The sequence below is a fragment of the Leptospira adleri genome (genome assembly GCF_002811985.1).
GTDB classification, from domain to species: Bacteria; Spirochaetota; Leptospiria; order Leptospirales; family Leptospiraceae; genus Leptospira; species Leptospira adleri.
Window position 1 is genome coordinate 13,647 of the sequence record NZ_NPDU01000046.1, and the last position, 21,350, is coordinate 34,996.

Annotated in this window: 19 protein-coding genes and 1 pseudogene; 6 read left to right on the forward strand and 14 right to left on the reverse strand. The window is 44.9% G+C overall.

Translation table 11 applies throughout. The features are described 5' to 3' along the window. The first annotated feature begins 12 nt into the window (after positions 1-12). Entirely contained in the window at positions 13-225 is a 213-nt protein-coding gene (locus CH376_RS16085) for a hypothetical protein (protein WP_125231902.1), read from the forward strand. 736 nt (positions 226-961) lie between these two features. Here the strand turns inward: CH376_RS16085 and CH376_RS16095 are convergent. Both CH376_RS16095 and CH376_RS16100 read right to left on the reverse strand, forming a co-directional pair. Further along, a complete protein-coding gene (locus CH376_RS16095) occupies positions 962-1,894 on the reverse strand; it encodes a prolipoprotein diacylglyceryl transferase (protein ID WP_100784117.1) in 933 nt (310 codons plus the stop codon). Between the two features lie 155 nt (positions 1,895-2,049). Next, positions 2,050-3,066: a M23 family metallopeptidase gene (locus CH376_RS16100; RefSeq protein ID WP_100784118.1), complete on the reverse strand. Its 1,017-nt coding sequence runs from the start codon at positions 3,064-3,066 to the stop codon at positions 2,050-2,052. A 53-nt stretch (positions 3,067-3,119) separates the two neighbouring features. Between CH376_RS16100 and pcnB the strand changes: the two genes are divergently transcribed. Continuing rightward, positions 3,120-4,649 carry a polynucleotide adenylyltransferase PcnB gene (pcnB, locus tag CH376_RS16105; RefSeq protein WP_100784119.1) on the forward strand — a complete coding sequence of 510 codons (1,530 nt, stop codon included), beginning with the start codon at positions 3,120-3,122 and terminating at the stop codon, positions 4,647-4,649. Here the strand turns inward: pcnB and recJ are convergent. From recJ to CH376_RS16135, 6 genes are all read right to left on the reverse strand, one after another. Further along, on the reverse strand, positions 4,646-6,580 hold the full coding sequence (recJ, locus tag CH376_RS16110) for a single-stranded-DNA-specific exonuclease RecJ (protein WP_100784120.1): 1,935 nt from the start codon (positions 6,578-6,580) through the stop codon (positions 4,646-4,648). The genes pcnB and recJ overlap by 4 nt on opposite strands. 2 nt (positions 6,581-6,582) lie before the next feature. Further along, complete coding sequence (locus CH376_RS16115; protein WP_100784121.1) at positions 6,583-6,903, reverse strand: bactofilin family protein; 321 nt, start codon at positions 6,901-6,903, stop codon at positions 6,583-6,585. 342 nt (positions 6,904-7,245) lie between these two features. Further along, entirely contained in the window at positions 7,246-8,412 is a 1,167-nt protein-coding gene (locus CH376_RS16120; protein WP_100784122.1) for an iron-containing alcohol dehydrogenase, read from the reverse strand. Positions 8,413-8,494: 82 nt separating this feature from the next. After that, a complete protein-coding gene (locus tag CH376_RS16125; protein WP_100784123.1) occupies positions 8,495-8,818 on the reverse strand; it encodes a flagellar biosynthesis anti-sigma factor FlgM in 324 nt (107 codons plus the stop codon). A gap of 12 nt (positions 8,819-8,830) precedes the next feature. After that, a complete protein-coding gene (gene rsmI, locus CH376_RS16130) occupies positions 8,831-9,598 on the reverse strand; it encodes a 16S rRNA (cytidine(1402)-2'-O)-methyltransferase (protein ID WP_100784124.1) in 768 nt (255 codons plus the stop codon). Further along, the gene (locus tag CH376_RS16135; protein WP_100784125.1) at positions 9,595-10,335 is read right to left on the reverse strand and encodes an LIC11073 family putative lipoprotein; all 741 of its coding nucleotides are present in this window, start codon (positions 10,333-10,335) and stop codon (positions 9,595-9,597) included. Before CH376_RS16135 ends, rsmI begins: the two co-directional genes overlap by 4 nt. Before the next feature lie 121 nt (positions 10,336-10,456). On the opposite strand from CH376_RS16135, the gene CH376_RS16140 reads away from it, so the two are divergent. Together CH376_RS16140 and CH376_RS24890 are read left to right on the forward strand one after the other, a co-directional pair. Then, on the forward strand, positions 10,457-11,158 hold the full coding sequence (locus CH376_RS16140) for an LIC_20245 family lipoprotein (protein WP_100784126.1): 702 nt from the start codon (positions 10,457-10,459) through the stop codon (positions 11,156-11,158). A 519-nt stretch (positions 11,159-11,677) separates the two neighbouring features. Beyond that, positions 11,678-11,887, forward strand: coding sequence for a HigA family addiction module antitoxin (locus CH376_RS24890; RefSeq protein WP_100784127.1), 210 nt, complete (start codon positions 11,678-11,680; stop codon positions 11,885-11,887). A 33-nt stretch (positions 11,888-11,920) separates the two neighbouring features. Here the strand turns inward: CH376_RS24890 and nadE are convergent, their stop codons facing one another. After that, positions 11,921-13,858 (reverse strand): NAD(+) synthase, encoded by a 1,938-nt coding sequence (nadE, locus tag CH376_RS16150; protein WP_100784128.1) that lies wholly within the window; start codon positions 13,856-13,858, stop codon positions 11,921-11,923. A gap of 114 nt (positions 13,859-13,972) precedes the next feature. Between nadE and pyrE the strand changes: the two genes are divergently transcribed. Both pyrE and CH376_RS16160 read left to right on the forward strand, forming a co-directional pair. Continuing rightward, on the forward strand, positions 13,973-14,536 hold the full coding sequence (gene pyrE, locus CH376_RS16155) for an orotate phosphoribosyltransferase (RefSeq protein WP_100784129.1): 564 nt from the start codon (positions 13,973-13,975) through the stop codon (positions 14,534-14,536). Further along, a complete protein-coding gene (locus tag CH376_RS16160) occupies positions 14,529-15,236 on the forward strand; it encodes a hypothetical protein (RefSeq protein WP_100784130.1) in 708 nt (235 codons plus the stop codon). Before pyrE ends, CH376_RS16160 begins: the two co-directional genes overlap by 8 nt. Positions 15,237-15,360: 124 nt before the next feature. Here the strand turns inward: CH376_RS16160 and CH376_RS16165 are convergent, their stop codons facing one another. From CH376_RS16165 to CH376_RS24445, 5 genes and pseudogenes are all read right to left on the reverse strand, one after another. Continuing rightward, positions 15,361-16,293 (reverse strand): hypothetical protein, encoded by a 933-nt coding sequence (locus tag CH376_RS16165; RefSeq protein WP_100784131.1) that lies wholly within the window; start codon positions 16,291-16,293, stop codon positions 15,361-15,363. 81 nt (positions 16,294-16,374) lie between these two features. Next, a complete protein-coding gene (locus tag CH376_RS16170) occupies positions 16,375-18,864 on the reverse strand; it encodes an FtsX-like permease family protein (RefSeq protein WP_100784132.1) in 2,490 nt (829 codons plus the stop codon). Positions 18,865-18,870: 6 nt separating this feature from the next. Next, positions 18,871-19,572, reverse strand: coding sequence for an ABC transporter ATP-binding protein (locus CH376_RS16175; protein WP_100784133.1), 702 nt, complete (start codon positions 19,570-19,572; stop codon positions 18,871-18,873). A gap of 327 nt (positions 19,573-19,899) precedes the next feature. Further along, positions 19,900-21,024, reverse strand: a complete 1,125-nt coding sequence (locus CH376_RS16180) for a SpoIID/LytB domain-containing protein (protein WP_100784134.1) — start codon at positions 21,022-21,024, stop codon at positions 19,900-19,902. A 111-nt stretch (positions 21,025-21,135) separates the two neighbouring features. After that, positions 21,136-21,350 (reverse strand): annotated as a pseudogene (locus CH376_RS24445) (hypothetical protein); the annotation flags it as partial.

Sequence of the window (21,350 nt, forward strand, 5' to 3'; positions counted from 1 at the left end):
GTGAAAACAGAAATGGCCGTTTCTTCAATCGATCGGATTTTTAATTGGTGTGTGGACTTTTTGATCTTTGGCGCCAAAGTCTTAGGGATTACTTACAACGAAATCAACGTTTATATCTTTTGTGTGATCTGGCCTCTTTTTACTTTGATTCTAATCGGATTTATTCTTTTACTCCTCAGAACCAATCGAAAACTAAGAGCGGAACTTTTGAAAAAAAGAGCGTAATCATTTTCTGCGGAATCAAACTCCCGCGATTCTTTTTTTCAAAAAGAATTTCAATCCATTTTGCCAAGCGTGTGTTTTAGAATTCGCTCGAGAGTTGTTAGGCGTGATTCGTTGAGTTTTGCAAAAATGTGGGAACTCCTATGGATCCATGATCTGGAAATCAATCTGTTTTGGAGGTCCATGATGGCGGAAGAGACAGAATCTGTGGGAACTCCCTCTAAGAATTTAACAGCAATTGACGTGCGCGCTCGAGAGTCGATGGATGTGATTCGTCGAGTTTTGCAAAGATGTAGGAACTCCCATGGACCAATGATCCGGAAATCAATCTGTTTTGGAGGTCCATGATGGCGGAAGAGACAGAATTTGTGGGAACTCCCTCATTTTCTCACGATCCGAAGACTTTACCGTGAACTGTCTTGTTAGGCTTTGGAATGAGAGTTTCTTTTTCATAAAAATAACACGGAATTTGTTTTAAAACTCGAATGCGGAAAGAATTCTCTTTTATAAAATTCGATTTCTTTGTGAGAGTTCCCACAAATTACAACGAGTCCGACTGCCTGTGGAATTCTAAACCTTTCCATATCGGTCCGAAAAAGTATGAGTTCCTACTTTTTTAGTTTGAGGACAACGATCCAATAACGGCGGGTCGAAAGAATTATAAGCGGAGAAGAGCCGTCGGAACTCAAACTTGGTTCCAACGGCGGATGGAAGTCGATCGAAACGGCTTAGGCTTAAATCAAGCGGTCGCTTCTTTTTCCCAGAGTTTCCATTTTACAAGGAAGAAGATTCCGACGGCGATGATCGCGACTGAAACCCACTGAGACTGAGAAAATCCATGCCAGTAATACTGACTTAAAAATTCGGGATTCTGTTCCGCGTTCGGAATGTTGACCAACGGAGGAGGTGTGATAAAAGGAAACACAGCCTTGTTGACTCTTAAAAATTCCACCATGAGTCTTGCAAATCCGTGAAGAATCAGATATTGGGCGCCGATTGAAAATTTTCGAAAGCCTTGATCCTTTGCCCAAAATTGAAAGTAGGCGAAGAATAAAAAAGATACGATCGATTCGATCAAGGGGGTGTTCCAAACGGGAACTCCGGAAGGATGAGCTCCGTGATAATCAAAAACCAAAAGAGGAATTTTCAGATCGGTCGCAAAGCCGTAACAACCGTCGCCCGAAACCCAACAGCCCAATCTTCCGATCGCGTAGCCGATCGCCATACTCGGGACGGCGGCGTCCAAATACGAAGCGATATCGAGTCGGAAGTATTTCATGTAGAGAGTGATAAAAAGAATTCCGAAAAGAAATCCTCCGTAGAAGACAAGCCCGCTTCCTGAAAATAAATTATCCCAGAGGGCCATTCTTCCCGGAAAACCGTACCAATGCGTGAGGGGATAAAGATACTTTCCGTCAAAGCCGGGAGTTTCCACAAAGATCTGATCCCAGATCTCGAAAACAAAAAAGATCTTAGCGCCGACCAAGGTTCCTAAGATTCCCAGAAGAAGAAGCCAGTCCGAATGTTCGGGTTCTAAGTTTCTTCGTTTTAATTCTTTGGGAAGAAGATAGGACGCGGCTAAAAAACCGAGCATCATGAGAATGCTGAAAGTGGACGGACCATCCCAATTGAAGAATTGTTTGAGAAAGGGCACGGGAATTCTATCGATCATAGTGTTACCAATTCTCTCGATTGCGGGATTGGATCAACCCATAATCCTTTTTTGAAAAAGACAAGGGCCTTTCCAAACATTTGAAAATCGAAATTCTTTTTGAAAAACGCAGGAACGATCGAATGAAAACTTTGGTCTTCTATTTTCTTAAAGAATCATTCGATGTTGATAAATTCCGCCGGGTCCAGAGGAGGATCCTGACCCATGTGAACTTCGTAGTGAACGTGAGGTCCCGTAGCTTTTCCGGTGGATCCTACGAGTCCGATGAGATCGCCCCGTTTTACGACCTGATTCTTTTCCACGAGAATCTGAGAACAGTGACCATAGACCGTAAAAATCCCGTTTAAGTGATTGATCCGAATATTCTTCCCCAACCCACCGGAAGACTGACCGGATTCGACCACGATCCCGGGAGCGGTCGCATAGATCGGAGTTCCTTCGGAAGAAGCAAAGTCCACACCCGAGTGGTGTTCTCCCAAGACGACGAGACCAAAAGGATCGACCCTTCCTCCGAATGTGGAGGAAACAAATCCGACCCCGGGTTTGAGTGGGCGTCCGCGAGGCAAGGCGTAGAGAATGGATTCCCTTTCTTCGAGGTAGTCGAACGCGTTTTCAAAGGCTTGTCGAATCCGAAAGAGTTCTATGTTCTGGGCGGCAAAACCTTCCACCGTATTCTTATAAAGTTCGAGATTGGTTTCCGAGTCCGGAATCTCCTTTTTGAGACGAAACTCCGGAATCACTTCGTACGTAAGAATCCGTTTCCAAGGAACCTCGTCCCAAGCGACAAGGTTCAACTGTTCGGTTTTTCTTTCCAAACCACGAATTTCCTTTTTGGCGTCTTGGAGCAGCATGTCGTAGTAAAGATATTGACTGACGTTCTCGTCGCTTTTCTGGAAAAGGTCTTCGTCCGGTCGATAGAAGAAGTTTAAGTAAGAAAGAAATACGAAAGCAAGCGTCAGAATCGACCCTAGGAGGATTCCGAGAAACCAAGCCATAAAAACGTTCAGTTCGATCCGAATTACGTTCTCGTGACTGTGAGGAACGAGTAAAAAGGAGATCTTCCTGGATCCGCCTTCTTTGAATTTACGAAACCAATTTTTGAATTTGAGAATTCTGACCTGCAACCGCTCCGAATGCGTTAATTTGAGATCGAACTTTGCCGGGCTTGTCATAGATTTTTACTTGCAGGTAGGGGGATTGAAAGGATTATAGACTCATTCTTTATATGAAATTCCTGTCCAATCTGTTCAAGAAAAAAATAGGATCAGTTGAGGATATTCTCTCTCACCCGGATGGCAAGCGCTATTATCGGGATGCCCATCTGATCCGCAAAAACATGATAGATGAGGACGCGGTCAAGATCATTCATAGGCTGAATAAATTCGGCTTTAAGGCTTACATCGTCGGAGGAGGGGTCCGAGACCTTCTTCTGGGAAGAAAGCCTAAAGACTTCGACGTAGTCACTAACGCAACTCCGAACCAGATAAAAAAAATCTTCAACAACTGTCGAATCATCGGAAGAAGATTCAAAATTGTGCATATTCTTTTTCGCGGAAAAGTGATCGAAGTCAGTACGTTTCGTTCCCTGCCGGATTACCGGTTGGGAAAAGCCGTGGAAGATCAGGATTACCTCATCAAGAGAGACAACAAGTTCGGCACACCTCAGGAAGATGCCGCTCGCAGAGACTTTACAATCAATTCTTTATATTATGACGTTCGAAATGATTCTATCATCGATTACGTCGGCGGATTTGAAGACATTCAGAATAAGGTACTGCGGGTTATCGGAGACCCGGATATTTCGTTTCGGGAAGATCCTGTCAGAATGCTTCGCGCCGTAAAGTTCGCGGAGATTCTCGGTTTAACGATTGAAAAGACGACTGCGAAGGCGATTCGCAAACACAAGATCGAATTGGAAAAAGCTTCCAGTTCCCGAATGTTGGAAGAATACAATAAGATCTTCCGTACTTGGAAAACTTCTCTGATCTTTCAGGGAATGGCGGAACACGGTCTTTTGGAAGTTCTTTTCAAAGAAGCGTTTGATAAAGAGCGTAAGAAGAATTCCAATTTCGGTGAAAAGTTTTTGGAAACCAATATCGGGAAACGTCTTGCGATCGCGGACAAACTTCTCACGGAAAGAGAGGAGATGACTCCTCATATTTTCTATTCTCTTATCTTTTCGGATCTCGCGAGCGACGCCCTGAAAAAAGAGAATATGCACTTGGTTCCCGCTATCAAGGCGAGTTTGGATCCGATCTTTCATCGACTTGAAACTCCTAAAAAAGACAAGGATCGTTTGATTAAGATTTTTGCAAGTCAGCAGAGATTTTTAAGTACGGAAGACGAGAAATCTTCACAGAATAATTTTTTCCGTATGAAGGATTATTTTTACGATGCCTTTATGGTTTTTAAAATCGGAGCCATTGCAGAGAACGACGAACAATCGATTCAGAGCGCTTTTTTCTGGGAGATTTCCGTAAGAAAGAGACCGATTCCTGTGAAAAAGTTTCACGAGGGAAGAGGCGGTGGTGGTGGAAACCAAAACCAAGGCGGAGGAGATAAACCTGGTCCTCGTCCGAATAAAAATCGGAATCGGAATTTTCGGAATAAAAACCGAGGAGAAGACGGAGGACAAAGAGGAGAACGTGGAAACCGGAAAGAAGAAACTTCCAACGGCGAAAGCGGGAATTCTAAAAACGAGTCCGACGATTCTCGCGGAAACAACGCCGCGAATTTTCCCGGAGAAGAATTTTAATTCTTCTCCGATTCTTCAAAGTAGTTCACTACAAACTGAAGCGAAGTTTTGGATCGAAAGGTAGATTCTTCCAAAGAACCCCAGAGATCCAAACTTCCGGTTTTGCTGAGCAATTCTAAAAAGTCTTTTCCCCGATTCCAAATCAGACATTGGATCGTTTCCGGAGCTCCCAGAATTCTAAAACGAACGTGTTTACCGTCGGTCATCGGTTTTGTATGATAGATCTTTGCGCCCTTGATGGAATAGAGAGGGGCTGGATTCTCATGACCGAAGGGCTCAAAGACGGAAAGTTCCTGAAAGATCTTTGCGTTTAATTCGGTGGGTTCGAGGGAAACCAAACTCGAAACGGAATCAAGAACCGCCTGTTTTTGTTCTTCCTCGAGCCAAGAATCCGCGTGTTCAAAGACGATCTTTGCGAGTTCTGGAATTTGATCGATGGAAAGGGAAAATCCTCCGGCTTCTTTATGTCCGCCGTATTGAAAGAAGATCGACTCCGCTTTTTTCAGGAGATTCAAAACGTTTTCCTTTCCATAGGAACGAATGCTCCCTTTCGCGTGGCCGTGATCGGGTGTGATAAAAAGAACCGGTTTTTTATATTCTTCGACGAGACGGGTTGCGACGATTCCGGAAACTCCGGGTTCGAAGTCGGGTTCGTAACAAAAGAGTACGGCTTTCTGTGTTCTTTCCAGTTTTCGTTTTAGAAATCCGTCGACTTTGAAAAGATTTCGCTTCGTTCTTTCCCTTCTTTCTTCGTTCAATTTTTGGAGTTCTTTGGCTCCTGTCTTTGCACGTTCCGGATTCTCCTCCAAAAGAAGTTGAAGAGCTACTTCGGTGGAATTCATTCTTCCGGCGGAATTGATCATGGGCCCAAGTCCCCAGCCGAGATCTTTCGAGGTCACGTGTTTTTCGCTGAGTTCCATGAGTTGAAGGAGTTGAAACAGTCCTTCTCTGTGTCTCGTTTCCTTTCGATTGAGTTTGGAGAGAATCCTACAGCCTTCCTTTACAATGATTCTATTTTCTCCGAAGAGGGGCATCATATCGGAGACGGTTCCTACGGCGGCGAGATCGAAGTTCTGAAGATATTGTTCTAGGATTGCGGGGTATTTTAGAAATTCCTGATAGAACCATTCCCGTTCCGGAAATTCCGACGAGATGCGATAGTGGGTTTCTCGGATGGGAAAGGAGAATTTGGATTCCACTTCGTGTCTTTCCCCTTGAAAGACGAGTTTCCCTCTGTGGATGAGATAACCCGTAAAGAGCGAGTTTCCGTCGCCGATCCAAGTCCCGACGTTGTATTCTTCCAAAGAAGAATAGAGATAGGCTTGGATGAATTTAAGGGCGAGCACTGCTGTGCAGATCTTTTCGTTCGGATACCGGCAGTCCGGACGTTTCGGGGAAATGAGAAAACAGGCTGGAATTCTCTCCGGAATTTCGTGGTGGTCCAGGACGATTACCTTGATTCCGAGGGAAGCCAGGAGGTCGATTTGAACGTGATTGGTGGTTCCGAAGTCGAGAGTGATGAGAAGGTCGGGTTTGTTCTTTTTCACAAAGTCAAGCGCAGCGGGGGAAAGTCCGTAGTCTTCTTCGTTGGATACCTTGAGGATCAATTCTCCCGGATGAATTTTTTTTAAGAATCCTCCGAGGAGACTCGTGGAAGAAACTCCGTCGCAGTCTCTATCCCCAAAGAGAAGAATCTTTTTTCCGGAAGCGACGGTTTCTTTTAAGAGTTCGAGCGCCGGTTCGAGATCGGGGAGCAAAAAGGGAGAAGGGAGTTCTCTGAGTCCGTGATAGAGAAGGTGTTCCGGATGAGATTTTTCCCGCAAGTGCGTTTGATAGAATCTATGTTGGAGAGGACTGAGATGCGGTCCTGGCCCGGATGAAGAAATTTCCTTGAGACCCGGGCCGTGAGAGTAAGGAGAATTCTTGGGCATTCTTACATTGCGCTATTGCCGCTGAATCTTGCTCCGGATTCTATTTCTAAATCGGGTGTGCGAATGTCTCCGATGACCTTTCCGGTTTTTCGGATGGAAACTTTTTCGTTCGCGGAAACGTTTCCTTTCAGAGCGCCTTCTACTTCGAGGGTTCCCGTTTGGATGTCCGCTTCTACTTCACCGGTGTCTCCGACTACGAGTTTTCCGGTCGTTTCGATCGTTCCTTTGAAGTTGCCTTTGATTTTCAGAGAATTGCTGAATTTTAGTTTTCCGCGGAAATGGATATCATCTCCGATGATTGTGTCGATGTGTTCGTCGCTCATTCTGTCTCCAAGTTTTGGGGGAAGAGAGGCAGATTCAAATGTTTTTTTGCCGTTTTTAAGCTGTGATTACGGAATCGTTCGGTTTCTTTCGCAGAAGAGGCGTTTTGCGTCGTAATGGTGGAAAAGTTTTTCTAGCAGGGACGGATAGAAAATGTGTGAGTTCCGACAAGCTCTTCCGTAAAAGTCGCGGCCCCACCCTGATTGGGTGGAGGAGGCGGGTCCGTGGGAAAACTCGGCGGACTTTTCTCTATCACAGAAATCTTATGTTGTCAACGAGGATTCTTCTCGTCGTAGTTCCGACAGATTCTTGTCGAAGGAAGATTCTTCTTCTCTAAAAAAGTCTTAGAACGCGGCGACAAGAATCGTTTCGATCTCGTTTTTAGGAAGTTCTCTAGGGAGAGAATCTAAAAATGGAAACGATGCCGCGAGGTTTGCGATCAGAGGAAGATCGATCTTTCTAACCTCGTATTCGGACAGTCTTTGGGGAATTTTCAATTCGATGAAAATTTTCCGTATTCCTTCCACCGCTTTGATGGCCGCCTCGATGACGGAAATGTTTGTGATGTCTTCGTCCAAGGCCCTTGCGATCATAACGTATTTTCCCGCGGAGGACGTAAGATTGTATTCCATCACGTGGGGAAGAAGAATCGACATGGATTGAAAAATGTCGAGATTTGTAATATTCGAACTTGCTAATGAAAGTGCGAAACAAAGTCCCAAAGAGCTGGAAGACTGCGCGATCCCGGTCAAAAGACTCGCGCCATAGAGTCCGTTCTTATAATTAATGTTCTTAGGATCTCTTATCGAAGGAATCAGGTTTTTCTGAAGAAGTTCGATCGCTCTGAGCGCGGACGAAATCGTCAATTCCGTTGAGAATTTGGAAAGAATCGTGTCCACCGCCGCCGCCAAAATTCCGACTCCGACTTTCGAAATATCGGAGGAAGTCATAAAAGAGGAAATTTTCGGATCTGCGATGATCAGTTCCGGGAAAAGGAGTTCATGAGAAAAGTATTTTATGATTTTTTCCTCTCCCAAAAGAACCGTAGAAATCGGAGAACACTCCAAACCGAAAACCGGATGAGTGGGAATCAAAACGAGAGGAAGCGGTTTCTTAAATTTTGTCTTCTTATCGTTTAACATCTCTTCGGCGAAGATATCGTTCGTAACGAGAAGGGCGATGATCTTCGCCATGCTTATGGATTCGTAAGAGCCGTAACCGATGATACAATCCGCGTTTGCGATCTTTGCAAAGTAGGCCGCCGTGTCCAATTCTTCGAGTGTGGGTTGTTTTACGATATCGTCGTAGAGAATCACTCCGTCGATATGTTTTTCCAAACTGGTTTTGATGATGGACAACTCGTCCATATTCTCCAGTTCTTGTTGAGTGGAAAAAATGACGGTTCTTGTTCCGACGTTTTTAACGAAGTTTCCCACTTTGTAACCGCAGTCTGCTTCAAAGTGGATTTTAGGAGGAAATGTGTAGTTAACCCAATCGGGGAGTATCGGCATCGTTGTCGTCCCCCAGAGTGACCTAGTGACTCGGAATCATTCTAATTTTAATAGAGGTAAAAATCAGTCTTCCGTAACGTTTTTATTGACCTAACATGGTCTCGGAGATTCTGTCTGCGATCGTGTTCAGTACATCGGAACTCAGATTGTCGTAGTCGCCGTTTTTAAGTTTTTCTTTGACTTCTTTTAATTTCACGGAACGATCCGATTCTTCCGGAGTGGAAAGAATTTTACGAGCGATCGTTTGAACTTCGGCTTGAAGTTTTGCTTCGGATGCTTTTTGTTTTGCGGTATCGGAAATAGAAACGTTATCAAAAGTCTCTTTTGATTCCGCTTTTTTCACCGGAGTGGTTCTTTTCGGTTCGTATCCGCTTCCGCCGATCCCACCGATTTTATCGATAGTCATGATTTCTTACCTCTACTGAATTCTATCGGCCGATCCAAGAGAGCCTTTAAGCATTTTTTTCCGATTCGTATTGATTAAAACCACAAATTCGCCCTTTCGCGCAAATTCCTTGAGTTTTCCTCCGGAAATAGGAGAATAATGAAGAATTTCCTCGTGAATTTTAGTCATTTCTCGCCCGATCAGGAATTCTCCGTCAGGGAAGATTTCCTTCACCGCGTCAAGGGTATCGCCGATTCTATGAACCGATTCAAAGATCATGAGTAAACCTTCGAATTCTTTCCATTCTCCCAGCTGATTTCTTTTCTTTCCTTTTTTTTCGGATAAGAATCCTAAAAATAAAAACGGATTCGCCTGCCATCCTGAAATGGAGAGTAACGCGGTCAGTGCGCTCGCGCCGGGAACCGGCGTTACTTTGAGTCCGGCTTCTCTTACCATTCTTACGAGATGAGAACCCGGATCCGAAACCCCGGGCGCTCCCGCGTCGGAGATAAGCGCAAAATTCTTCCCTTCTCTCAGCTCTTCCAAAAGCCCGGAATAGGGAACCTCGGATTGGTCCTTATAGAGCGTGGAAGCCGGAGTTTCGATTCCATAGAATTTCAGAAGTCTTCGGGAATGCCCCGCGTTCTCGCAAAGGATTCGATTCGTATTCTTAAGAATGCGAAGGGCTCTAAAAGTGAAGTCTTCTAAGTTTCCGATCGGCGTGGAAACGACGTAAAGAGTTCCCGGTTGGAGTGGAATTTCTTCCGAGGAAGGTTCTTCGAATTCTTCCTCTAAACTCATAGATTGCAGCCGGGAGGAGAAACGCCGGACGGACAAACACATCCGGTTTCTTCGGCCCCGGCGATCAGACAAGGATTGCAAAGAGTTCCCACGGGACAGTTTTGTTTCACCGTCGTGCTGCAGGTCGGGGTATTGCACTCCGAAGGATTACAACTGGATCCGACCGAACAAAGATAAGGACGAGAAGAAGAACACATCCGAACCGCAGTCGAAGGATTGGAAAAGATTCCGTTGTTCAAAAGAGCTCTCATCGTAAACGTATAAATTTCACATTTGATAAAAGGAAAAACTCCGGGCGGAGGAACCTGGTTTAAGACACGATGCGTTTGCAGTTTCGAGGAACTTGTAGAAGCCTCGGAGGCGAGGTGAGGAAAAGAAGGTTGTACTCCGTTTTCCAAATAGACGTTTCCTCCGGCTAACGTTTCCGCTACGGAAGGAGCCGCGGTCGTGATATAAAGATTGTATCCTACGAACTGCGGTTCCCCGTTCGTAACATAGTAGCGGATGAGAAATTCCGGTTTGTAGCTGTTCGGCTCTGAAACAAAATCAGTGTCCTTGGCGGCTTTGTCCGTGATTCCCTCGTTCACTGCGATCACGCTTAAAAATTGAGGAACTCCTACGGGGGAAAGAAAAACAAAAGGGGACTGGGCGGTCTGAGTATTTTGGCCGCATCCTAAAAAAAGAAAAAGAGCAAAGCAGAAGGAAAGAATCGTTGGATGGAGTGATTTAGAAGACATTTTTTATCTTGCTTCGGATTCAAATTCTCAAAAATTTGAAAAGGATCCGCTTTCAGGATAGAATTTCCTCGAACAGCGGTCTTACAATCAAAATTTCCTGAATTCTTCCGGAGAACAACCCGTGGTCAGCATTCGTAAAATCGTCCTTTATTCCGGCATTTCCGTCGCTCTTGTAGCCTTGATTTGGATTCTTTTTTCTTCCGACGATCCTTCTGAAAGAGAAAAGAAAAACAGAGAGGCAGACAGCGTTGCCCTTCTTCTCGGCGGAGGCGGAAGTTCCTCTTCTTCTTCCTCTGGATCTTCCGGGGGAAGAACCAACGACTCCATTTTTGATTCTTCCTTTTACAAAGCCGGAAAAGGAGAATACATTGAATCCGAAAAGGGAGAGGCAAAGGAAGCCGATCCGGACGCGGCCGATCCCGATAATCCGCTGAATCCGCAGACAAACAAACCTTACACCAACGAAGAGATGGAACGTTTTGCACAGTTGAGAGAACGTTTTCCAAACAATTCCTTGGTGCCAAAAAAGTTGAATGCGGCGGAAAGAGAAGCGAAGAAACAAGAAGAGAATCAGATCGCCGAAGCTGCGAGAAACGTCTACTCGGGAACCGCTTCTCCGGTTCAGATCCGCTCCTATTACAATCACATGGAAAAACAAACTCAGGATAGAATGGATATCATCAACTATCTTGTAGATCTTCAGAAAGGTTCCGGGGAAGAAGAGACCGAAAAGAAACTCCAGAATATCCAGGATTCGATTAAGAACCAACTCCAACAGGTTCAGAGAGATAAGGAAAACGCTTTTAAAAAGGCAGGTCTATAATTCTTTTTTTCCGTGTGAGTTCCCACGTTTAGTTTTTAGAACCGCTTGTGTTGACAAAGGCCGATCGACAAGGTCGGCCCTTCTCCGTAGCGCGAACTTTCTTCGAACATTTTTCTCCGTTTGAGAATGGAGAGATATCTCCGAAACTTTAGCTCATGCTGACTTGAAGTCCGTTTTCAACCTTTTTTAGAGCAAGGGATTTGTCGGACTTAAGCAATATTCCATTCTTTTCATGTGTTTTTTCTTCGATTCAACTTGAGAAAAAAGTTTTTCCATTCGTGTTGCTTTACGTATGACGAAGTAGGATCGTTCCATCTTTAGGAGATAACCTTGCGAAATCCGTTCACGAAGGATGGTCGCTGAAAGATAACGTCCCGCACTGAGTTCCGGTCGTCGATTATCACAGACTGAACCGAAGAATAATAAGCCTTGTTACGGGAGTTTTTCCGATGAAAATAAAAAATCGAAGAGTTTCCCATCCGCACCAGGCGATATTTTAAAGTATGATTTTCCGGGCCCTTGTACTGGTCCGAGCATCGTCAATCAAAAGATATCGGAGTTTCCGAAAGTCTGATTTCTCAAATCATCCACCGCAAAAAATCGATTTCACCGAACACGGCGTTGCGGCTTGCAGAGTATTTCAAGAAGTTTCCGGATTTTTGGTCAAACTATCAAATTTCCTTCGATCTGGAAGAATTCGTTCGGATCAAAGGAAAAGGAATACGATAACATAAAACCGACCGGTCTGAAGGTCGGTTGATTCTAAATCCCGGATCCTTTTTCCTCGGAAAGAATCGGAAAACGAAAACTCGATTTCGGATCCAGTCCGTATTCGTCGAGATGGAAGGAAGGAGGAAGCCTTTCCCGCTTCCACTGATTCCGATGAAACAATTGAACGTATTTCCGAACGCTCTCCTCTAGATATCCGGAAGGAAGTTTTCGAACTTCGGGTTCCCAGGAGAGAAGCTGAACGATCTCTTCATAACCGGCTCCTCGCACCACAAAAAGTTCCTCGATCTTTTGCAGGAGAAAATAGGGCATAAGATCCTTTTCGTCCTCTTGTTTGTCCTCAAGCGGTTTGAGTTCTGCGCTCGGAGGAGACAAAACGATTTCCTTCACGGAAGGATAAGCCGGAAGAATCGGGTCCTTCCCTCCCGCGACAAACCGCATCCATTCAAGGATGAATTCTTTGCTCACTCCCGTCAGCGGAGCCACGGAACCGGAAGAATCTCCGTCCATCGTAGTATAACCCGCGCTCGCCTCGCTCCGATTTCCAGTGGAAAGAAGAAGATGTCCGTTTAAATTCGCGAGCATCCATACGATCGGAGAACGGACTCTTGCCTGGATGTTTTGCAGAACCAGATTGTGTTTTTCCCAAGTGAAGGACGTTGTTCCGGTAACTTTTGAGATCTTATCCGTGATACTCTTCACCTCTTCGTCGATCGTCAATTCTCCGTGAACGGCTTCTAAGTCTTTTGCAAGTTCCGCCGCGAGAGTTCTTGTCCTTTCGGAGTTATTCTTCGTGGCTTGGTATAACGTGGATAAAATTTCGTTTTCGGAAATTCCTTTCGTCTGAAAAAAATTCTCACCTAATTCTTGTTTTGCGATTTTTTTCATCGCGGTTACGAGAAGGGCGCACGTTGCGCTGTCCGCTCCGCCAGAGAGCGACAGGGTATATCCTTTTGTCTTGGATTGGATGAGATAATCAAAAAGTCCCAGAGCGACGGCTCTCGTAAAGTCCGCATAGGATTCTTCTTCTTTGGAAACGGAAGGTTCGGCAAGAGGACGTTGAATTTTGGGTTTTCTTTCCCGGAATTGGATCCCGAGATAGATTCGATTGTCTTCTTCCGTTCTGTTTTTTTTGGAACGATCTCCCGAAGGGCGAAAGTTTCTCGCACGATCCGATCTCGAAGCGTCGAAATCGATTTCGGAAGAACAGACCTGAAAATCTCCGAAGAACAGTCTTTCCGATTCTGCAACGAGCTTTCCGTTTTGTACGACTAAGGAACCGCCTTCAAATATAAGCCTTCCGGATTCGTTTCCGCAGAGATTGGAAAAAAGATATACGTTAGACTCTCTTCTCGAGCTTTCCTTAAAGATCTGTCTTCTGATCCTTTGTTTTCCGAAGGCGAAGTGAGAAGCGCCGGGAGAAAGTATGAGATCGGTTCCCGATTCGGAAAGCGTTAGGGAAGGTTTTTGCAACACCCAGGAATCTTCGCAGATCTCTACTCCGAAGGAAAAATGATCGGTTTCAAAGATCAAAGAACCGAAGGGGATCGCCGACCCGTCGGGCGCGACCAGATTCTCCTGAGCTTCTTCTCCTTTTGCAAACCATCGATTCTCATAGTGAACGCCCGTCGTAGCAAGATTGGATTTAGGGACAATTCCCGCAATCGCTCCGTTGCAAAGTACCGCGGCACAATTGAATAGATAAGGATTTTGGAATATAGGTAGGCCGACTACGACGACCTTGTTCTCCGTGAACGGAAGCAGTTTGGTCAGAGTCTCCCATGAATCCTTCCAGACTCTCGGAAAAAAAAACGAATCCTCGCATCCGTATCCGGAAATACAAAGTTCCGGAAATAAGATCAGATCGGATTCTTTTTCTTTCTCCAAGACCTTCTTGATTTTTTCAAAGTTCCCGGAAAAATCCAGGACTCTAGTTTTGAGAGAAACGGACGTAAGTCTCACTGACTGCATGATTTACAGAATTCAGGTTCGAACTGCTTTTGAAAGTGTTTTTTCCGGTTTTCCAGATTCTTTCCATTTTGGATTCTGGTTAAAAATATTTATTAATAAGAACGAGAACTCTTTATGAAACAGGATCTTTTCGACCTCATTCGAACTCACGCATACCGTTATTCCGAACAACCCTTCACCTTAGCTTCCGGCAAACAATCCAGGCACTATTTTAATTGTAAGGAAATCACTCTTGTTCCGGATCGTCTCGAACTTCTCTGCAAATACATCGTGGACGAACTTCTTCCTCAGGCCGGAATTGTGAAACCGGAGGCTTTCGGAGGACTTACGATGGGCGCCGATCCGATCTGTTACGGGATCAGTTTGGAATTTAGAAAAAAGAATAAGAATGTTTATCCTTTGATCATCCGAAAAACTTCCAAAGAACACGGAACAAAAAAGCTCGTCGAAGGCGCGGTGCACGCGATCAAAACCTGCGTAGTCGTGGACGACGTGATCACAACCGGAGGTTCCACGATCCAGGCGATTCGAAGTTTGAGAGACGCGGGCGTCGAAGTCACTCAAGGGATTTGTATTCTTGATCGAGAAGAAGGCGGAATGGAAGCGATTCTTGCCGAAGGAGTCCGGATCTTTTCTATATTCAAAAAAAGTGATTTTGGTAATTTAGAACATGCGTGAATTCTTATACGATTCCGCGAGATTTCGCAAAAATCTTCTTCTGCGTTCGGCGGCGGTCATTCTTTTATATCTTTCCTTCTTAGCCTGGAATTTTCTAAAAGTTCCGGAAGAGGGAAGGAACGACTTCGTGAGAATTTTCGGCCTACTTTCGATCTTTCTCGGATTTCTTCTTTATAGAAATTTTTCAAGACAAATCCGTGTTTTAGAGGGAGCCAAAGTGGAATTGAGTCCGAATTCTTTGAAGCTCTTTAATTCCAAAGGGCAATCCTGGGAAACAAAACTCAAATCCGTAATTTCGATCGAAAGGGATGTCTTTCGTTCCTACGTACGATTTTTGATCTCCACAAAAGAGGACCAAATTCCGGTTCTCAACCTTCTGGATCCCGACTTGTTTCAAACGGAGCTGGAAAAACACACCGGTAAAAAAACGATTCTTACCGAAAACAAGGGCGGTTTTTTTCAGCCGAAAACACTTTTGTATTTTATCCCTTCCTTTGCGGTTTTGGCCGCGTCTTTTTACAAACCTTTCGGAATCAAGATGGAATCTTTTTATCTCGTCGCGAACGTAAACGCGCTTCTGGTTGCGATCTACTTTCCGGAAGATAAGATCAAGATGGCGTTTTCCGCGAAAAGACGTTGGATTTTTCTTTTGGGCGCGCTATTGATCGCGCAGTGTGCGTTGTATTTAAAGCTATTCTAATATTCTGTTTTTTGAATTTTTTTCTGAGCGAGTCGATGCGGTTACCGAAGCCGCATCGTTAACGAAGGTTTTATAAAACGCCGCTTTTTGCTTCGTTGCGGTTTGGTTCGGACCGGGTTTTGTATCAGAGCGTTTTTGATTTTCCGAGCAGATTGAGTTTTCTCTGGGTGAGTCTTCTGAGTTCTACCATTTCTTCCAGGTAGGACGCGAGGACTTTATCGACGTGGATATTTTTCTCCATCTTTAAAAGACTTTCTCTGATCAAACGTAAGTGCTCCGCTTCTCCGACTTTTCCAGTGATGATCAATCTTCGGATGGTTTCGAATTCGCATTTTCGGAGATGAACCCGAAGAAGAAAGTCGATCGAAAATTTCGAAACCATTCTTCCCCAAGGACTGTTGGGATTTACGTTGTTTAACGGATCTCCCATGCGATCCGTCGCGCGTTGGGAAGGGACCGGACTGAACGCGCTCGAAAAAGAATTGGCCGGAGTTTCTTCGCCGATATCTTTTCCTTCCGAAGGACTGCTTCCTTTGGATACGAGAATTTCCTCGAGAGCCTGGGTTCTGAATTCTTCCTGAAAGTCGTTCGGATTGTTGTTCATCATCCGTATGAATTCTTCGAGCATCACGGCGATGTTTACGATTCTTCCGATAGGCGTGTTGTTCAGTTCCCGAATTTTTGGAAAGAGTTCCCGAGCGATGAGTGAAGGGGATTTTTTTTTGTAATAAGTCGCTTCGTAAAGCCGTTCTAATTTTTTTTCCGCATAGTATTTGAGGTCGGCAAGAATTTTTAGATCCGCGTAAGCGTACGCGTCAACGCCGGGGTCGCTCATCTTATTAGCCCTTTCTTCGGGCAACACGATTTTGATGACGAAGATAACCTTAGCTTCCCTCAGGGCTTCTATGATGTTTCGGAGATCTTCCGGTTCTCTCGAATAGAGAGCCATCAATTCTTTTACGAACGTATCGGAAGTCGGGATCTTTTCGTCGTCCTGAAGATTGACCTTCCGAATCTCGGATGCGATTTCTAAGGCGACGTCTGTCAGGCTCTTCATAACGTTGGGAACATCCTAATCGAAAGTTCTTTTACAATCAAGTTGGTTTTCATATCCGATCCGCTTGTCTCTCGGACGAAATCATTCTTGGCTGATTCTGAATCCGAGTTTTCGAAGAGTATACAACGGAACCAGGGCGGAAAGAATCCCGAGGATCGGTGACAGAACGAGGAATACAACTGAAACTTCCGGATTCGCGGTGAACTTGAGAGTCCATCCGAAAGCGTTTTTGTTTACGACATAGAGTACGATCGGGGATAAAAGGAACGCAAGTAGAATGCCGAAACAGGTGGAAAGCACGGTGAGGAAAATACTTTCGGTCAAAAGAATTGTGCCGAGCTGTTTGTGATCCGCTCCCAGGTATTTAAGAATTCCTAACGTCATTTTTTTGGATATAAGATTGTGAAGAAGCGAAGAAACCAACGAGATCATCGCAATCAGAAACGCGGTCGTCTTGAGCGTGTTTAGAACGCCGAAAACCTTATCCACACCTTCCGTATAAATTTCCCTGAGTTCCTGCGAGTTTAACAATTTTAAGGAGGGATTTTGTATTAATATTTTCGATATCGCTTGTTCCGCTTCCTTTTCTTTCGCCGGTTCTTTTAAGAATATCTTGATCGAATTGTATCCGGAGAGTCCGAAAAAATGATCGTAATTTTTGATATCCATCATGATCGTTCCGCGTTCGGAGAAAAAATGCTCCTTGATTCCGCGGATCCGAAATTCTTTCTTTCCGAATTTTGTCGAAAGAAACAATCGATCTCCGACTTCGAAGTTTTGCAGATAAGCCATGTTCGACGAGATAAGAATTTCATTCTCATTGGTCGCGAGTTTTTCCGCTGCGTCGGGACGGTCGTATGTCGAAAAAGTATATGCGTGAATCGTAAAGTTTCCCCGATCCGTTTCCACTCTCGTGTTTACGCAAAAACCGTCCAAGGCTTTCACTTCCGAAAGAAGCGCCAGTTCGTTTAACAGCCAAAGAGGAACTCCGCCGTGGATTCCTGCCGCGAGATTCTGCTCGTTAATGATCGTAAACTCGGCCGGAAACTCCGAGTCCACCCAGTCGTTTAGGGATCTTCGATAACTGTCCGTAAGAATGGAAAGACAAACGACTAACGAAGTCGCGAGCATCAAAGTGGCGGAAGTGAGAGTGTTGCGAAGCGGTTGATTTTTGGTTTCCTCCAGGCCGACCTTCATAAAGACGAAGGATCGATCGGAACGATCTCCGATTCGAAAGAAAAAATTCGCGATCGTCCGAAAGATCCAAGGGAAAGAGAGCGTGATTCCTATTACGATTCCTCCGATTCCCAAAAGACCCGTAATCGGAAATCTCCAGCGGACGGGAAAAAAGGCGATTCCAGTAAATGTGATGAATATTAGAATTCCATAAAATAATAATTTACTTTCGGCGAGGCGGTTGTTTCCGGACGAGGATTCTCTAAGGATCGTCACGGGGGATATTTTTCCGGCCCGTAAAGAAGGAAAGGCGGCGGATAAAAACGAACCGATGATTCCGATTGCGAGTCCTAAGATCCAGATCGAAGGGGGGATCGATTTGTAGGTTTTGACGTAAGAAAGATCGGCGGACGCGGCTTCGGGACTAAAAAAATCCAATCTTGAAAAAAAGAATCCTAAACAGAGTCCGAGGACGCTTCCCGCGATCCCCAAAAGAAGCGCCTGGGATACGAATAAAAGAAACGTATGACCGGCGCCGAGTCCCATCGTTTTAAGAATTCCTAATTCTTTTTCGCGGGCGATATAAAGACCTGACATCGTGTTGGAAACCATAAAGAACGCGATGATAAGCGAAATAAATGAGATCACCAAAAGATTGAGCTGGAAGGAACGGAGCGCGTTCCCGGATTTTTCGCGGATGTCGTCTATCGTTTCGATCCTATATCGATTCCCCAATTTTTTTTCCAAAATTTGTTTTTGGGAAGAATGGAAAGTTCTCGGCTGGATCAAAAGAAAACTAACGTTTCCGCCGGTCTCGAACCGATCCATCGCGGATTCTATGTCTTCTAATAGAACGCTTCCCCCGTCGTTATCGATCGGTTTCAGATTTTTAATCGCGAAACTTTTGAACTGAAACCCGAGCTTTGTCTCCGATTTGCCGAGTCTTTCGAAAAGACTCCGACTTATATAAATCGATTCCATAAATTCACCGTTAGTCGTATTTTCGGAGATTGCGGATTTTGTCAAAGCTCCGCTTTCCTTTAAGAAGTCCAAACCCAAATAAACGGCACGGATTCCGTCTTCCAGAATGACTTCCTTTTGAAAACGAGGAACGATCTTTACGATCCAATCGAGTTCCGGATCGAGTGTAAGTTCACGGATCAGATTTGCCGGTAAGTTTTGATCCCCTTGGGAGGAAGTGATCTTGATCTTATATTCTTCCTGAAAATATCCCATGGCGAAGTCGGTGAGGCTTTTTTCAGCCTTCATTCCGTTCGCCGTCGTGGAAATAAAGAGGCCGACCCCGAGCGCGATTCCGGCTAACGCAAAAAACGCGGCTAACTTATGACTTCGAAAGTATTCGAATAGGAATAAGCTGTAGATTCGAAACGACATCGGATTTTAGATAACCAAAACTCCGTCGGCCATCCTCAGCCGATATTCTCCGAGCGAACCGAGATGTTGGTCGTGTGTGACGATGAGAAGGGTAAACTTCAGTTTTTTTTGAAGATCCGTCAGAAGTTGGATTACTTTTTCCGCATTCTTCGTATCCAAGTTTCCGGTCGGTTCGTCCGCGAGAATCAGCGATGGATTTTTACAAACGGCTCTCGCGATCGCTACGCGTTGTTGTTCTCCTCCGGAAAGTTCGTCCGGTTTGTGGGACATCCTCGTTTCGAGTCCTACTTTTACCAAGGCCTCTTTCGCTTTTTCCTGAGCCTCTTTTTTTCCGGTCCCGGAGATATAGAGAGGAACCGCGACGTTCTCCAGAGCGTTCAAGTAGGGAAGGAGGTGAAAGAATTGGAATATGATTCCCGTTTCTTCCCTTCTGTATTTGGTAAGCTGCTTTTCGTTCATCGTATGAAGGGAATGTCCGTTCACGATAATCTCGCCGGAATCCGGAGTATCGATACCGGAAAGTATATTCAAAAAAGTTGATTTACCGGAGCCGGAAGGGCCCATGAGGGTGATAACCGATTCGCTGGGAATATCGAGGTCCACTCCTTTTAAGACCGGAGTCCGGAGTTTTCCGCTCTGATAGGATTTTTCAAGACGAGAGACGCGGATTCGGGGAGGGGAAGATTGAAGAGGAACGGTGTTTGTCATTTCTTATGATCAGACAGAAGAAAGTAGAATCGAGATCGTGAAAAGAGAAAAAAGATTTCGATTTCGTTTTAGAAAAGGAAACTTTCAAATCAAAGTCTGTCATCGGGGAAGTTCTTTTTCTTTTTGAGACGTTCCGAATTCTTCCCTTAAAAACAAACGCCCGAAAATGTCCGCGAAACGGAACTAGAAAGGGCGCGTGTTTGAAATCGATTCTTACGGCTCGTCCCATAACCTATTTTACTTTGTCAAAAGATCAAGCCGCAAGGTTCTGTCCCGGTTTCGGGCAGGTTCTTGTGAAAATTTTATTCTTTCGAAAATTTCGAACGATTACCGAGTGATTCTTGCGAGTTCGATTCCGGGATAGTAGTGTCTGAGAATTTCCACGTAGTTGTAGTTTTCTTTCGCCATTCCGAAACTTCCCCACTGACTCAAACCCACTCCGTGACCCGAACCCATTCCCTTGACGAGATATCCGTTGCCTTCTTTCTGAATTCCGAAACGAAGAGAACGAACCGGAGTTCCAAGAGTTTGTCTGAATTCTTTTCCGCGGATTCTTGCGGTTCCTTCGCTTCCCACAAATTCCATCAGATCCACGCGACCCGATCCGGTTCTGGATAATACTTGAATGGATTGGATTTCCCCGATCTTAAGGTTTGAAAATTTGGATACGATCAGATCTTGTGAGATCGTTTCCTTCCAATAAAAATTGTCGCCCGCACGATCGAACTCGGAAGCGACCGTGGGAAGATAAGGAATTCTTTTTCCGCCCCAGACGTTTTCAGGAGTTTCCGTCTTACCGCCGCTATTCGAATGAAAGAAGGCTTGGATCGGAGTTTCTTCGTAAACCGCCATCACTCCGGTAGTGTCCTGCACGGCTTTGGTCGTGGAAGGATGTTCTTTTTCCATGCCGCCGTAAACCTGCGAATTCGTTGTCGCCTCCACGTCGTAGAGCGCATTCTTTTTATTTAATATTTCGCGAACCGCATAAGTTCTCGCGCAGATCGCTTGCGCTTTTAACGCTTCGTTCGGCCAGCTATAAGGGACTTCGGAAGGAACGACCGCGTAGAGATATTCTTCCAGAGGTAAGGAGTTAACGATGAGCGCGGGTCCTTGACCTTGAGGAACCACAAAAATAGAACCTCGAACCTTTAAGGATTTATATTCTAGACCGAGGTTTTCTCCCGCAAAACGAATCGGCGCTTTCAGACGGGAGACGTCCAGAGAAATGAGATCGATTCCTTTTTTAATGAGAAGTTCGTTCGCGTCGTAGACGGAGATGATTCCTTCTCCCCGAATCTGAAGATCGCCTTCCGCTTTTCCGATCAGGACTCGAACGTCGTGAACGGATCGACTTTTGTAAGGCGGAGTCCAGGGACGAATGATTACGGTATTACAACCCGTTTCCCAAAGAATTAAGAAGAGTGAGAAGGACAAAACTAGTTTTCTGGTCATTGGAATTCCTGGAGATACGTCTATCTCTTTCTTGAATATCGTTGGAAATGCCGATTCTCTGCAGAGATTTTTTGAAAATGAAAACGATCTTCGTTTTGAGTTTCATCCCGATCAGAGGTTTTTAACTTCGATTTTTCCGTAAATTGCGGCCGAAAATTCCAAAGGAAACGGAAACTTTCTTATAAGAACCTGTCCCAAAACTGGGACAGAACCTTGCAGCTTGATCTTTCCGACAAAATAAAATAAGGTTTTGGGACGCGCTGTAAACTCGTATTCTGTTCGAAGAATGGAACTGGAAGGATTCTTTTCGTTTCTTATAAGAATCA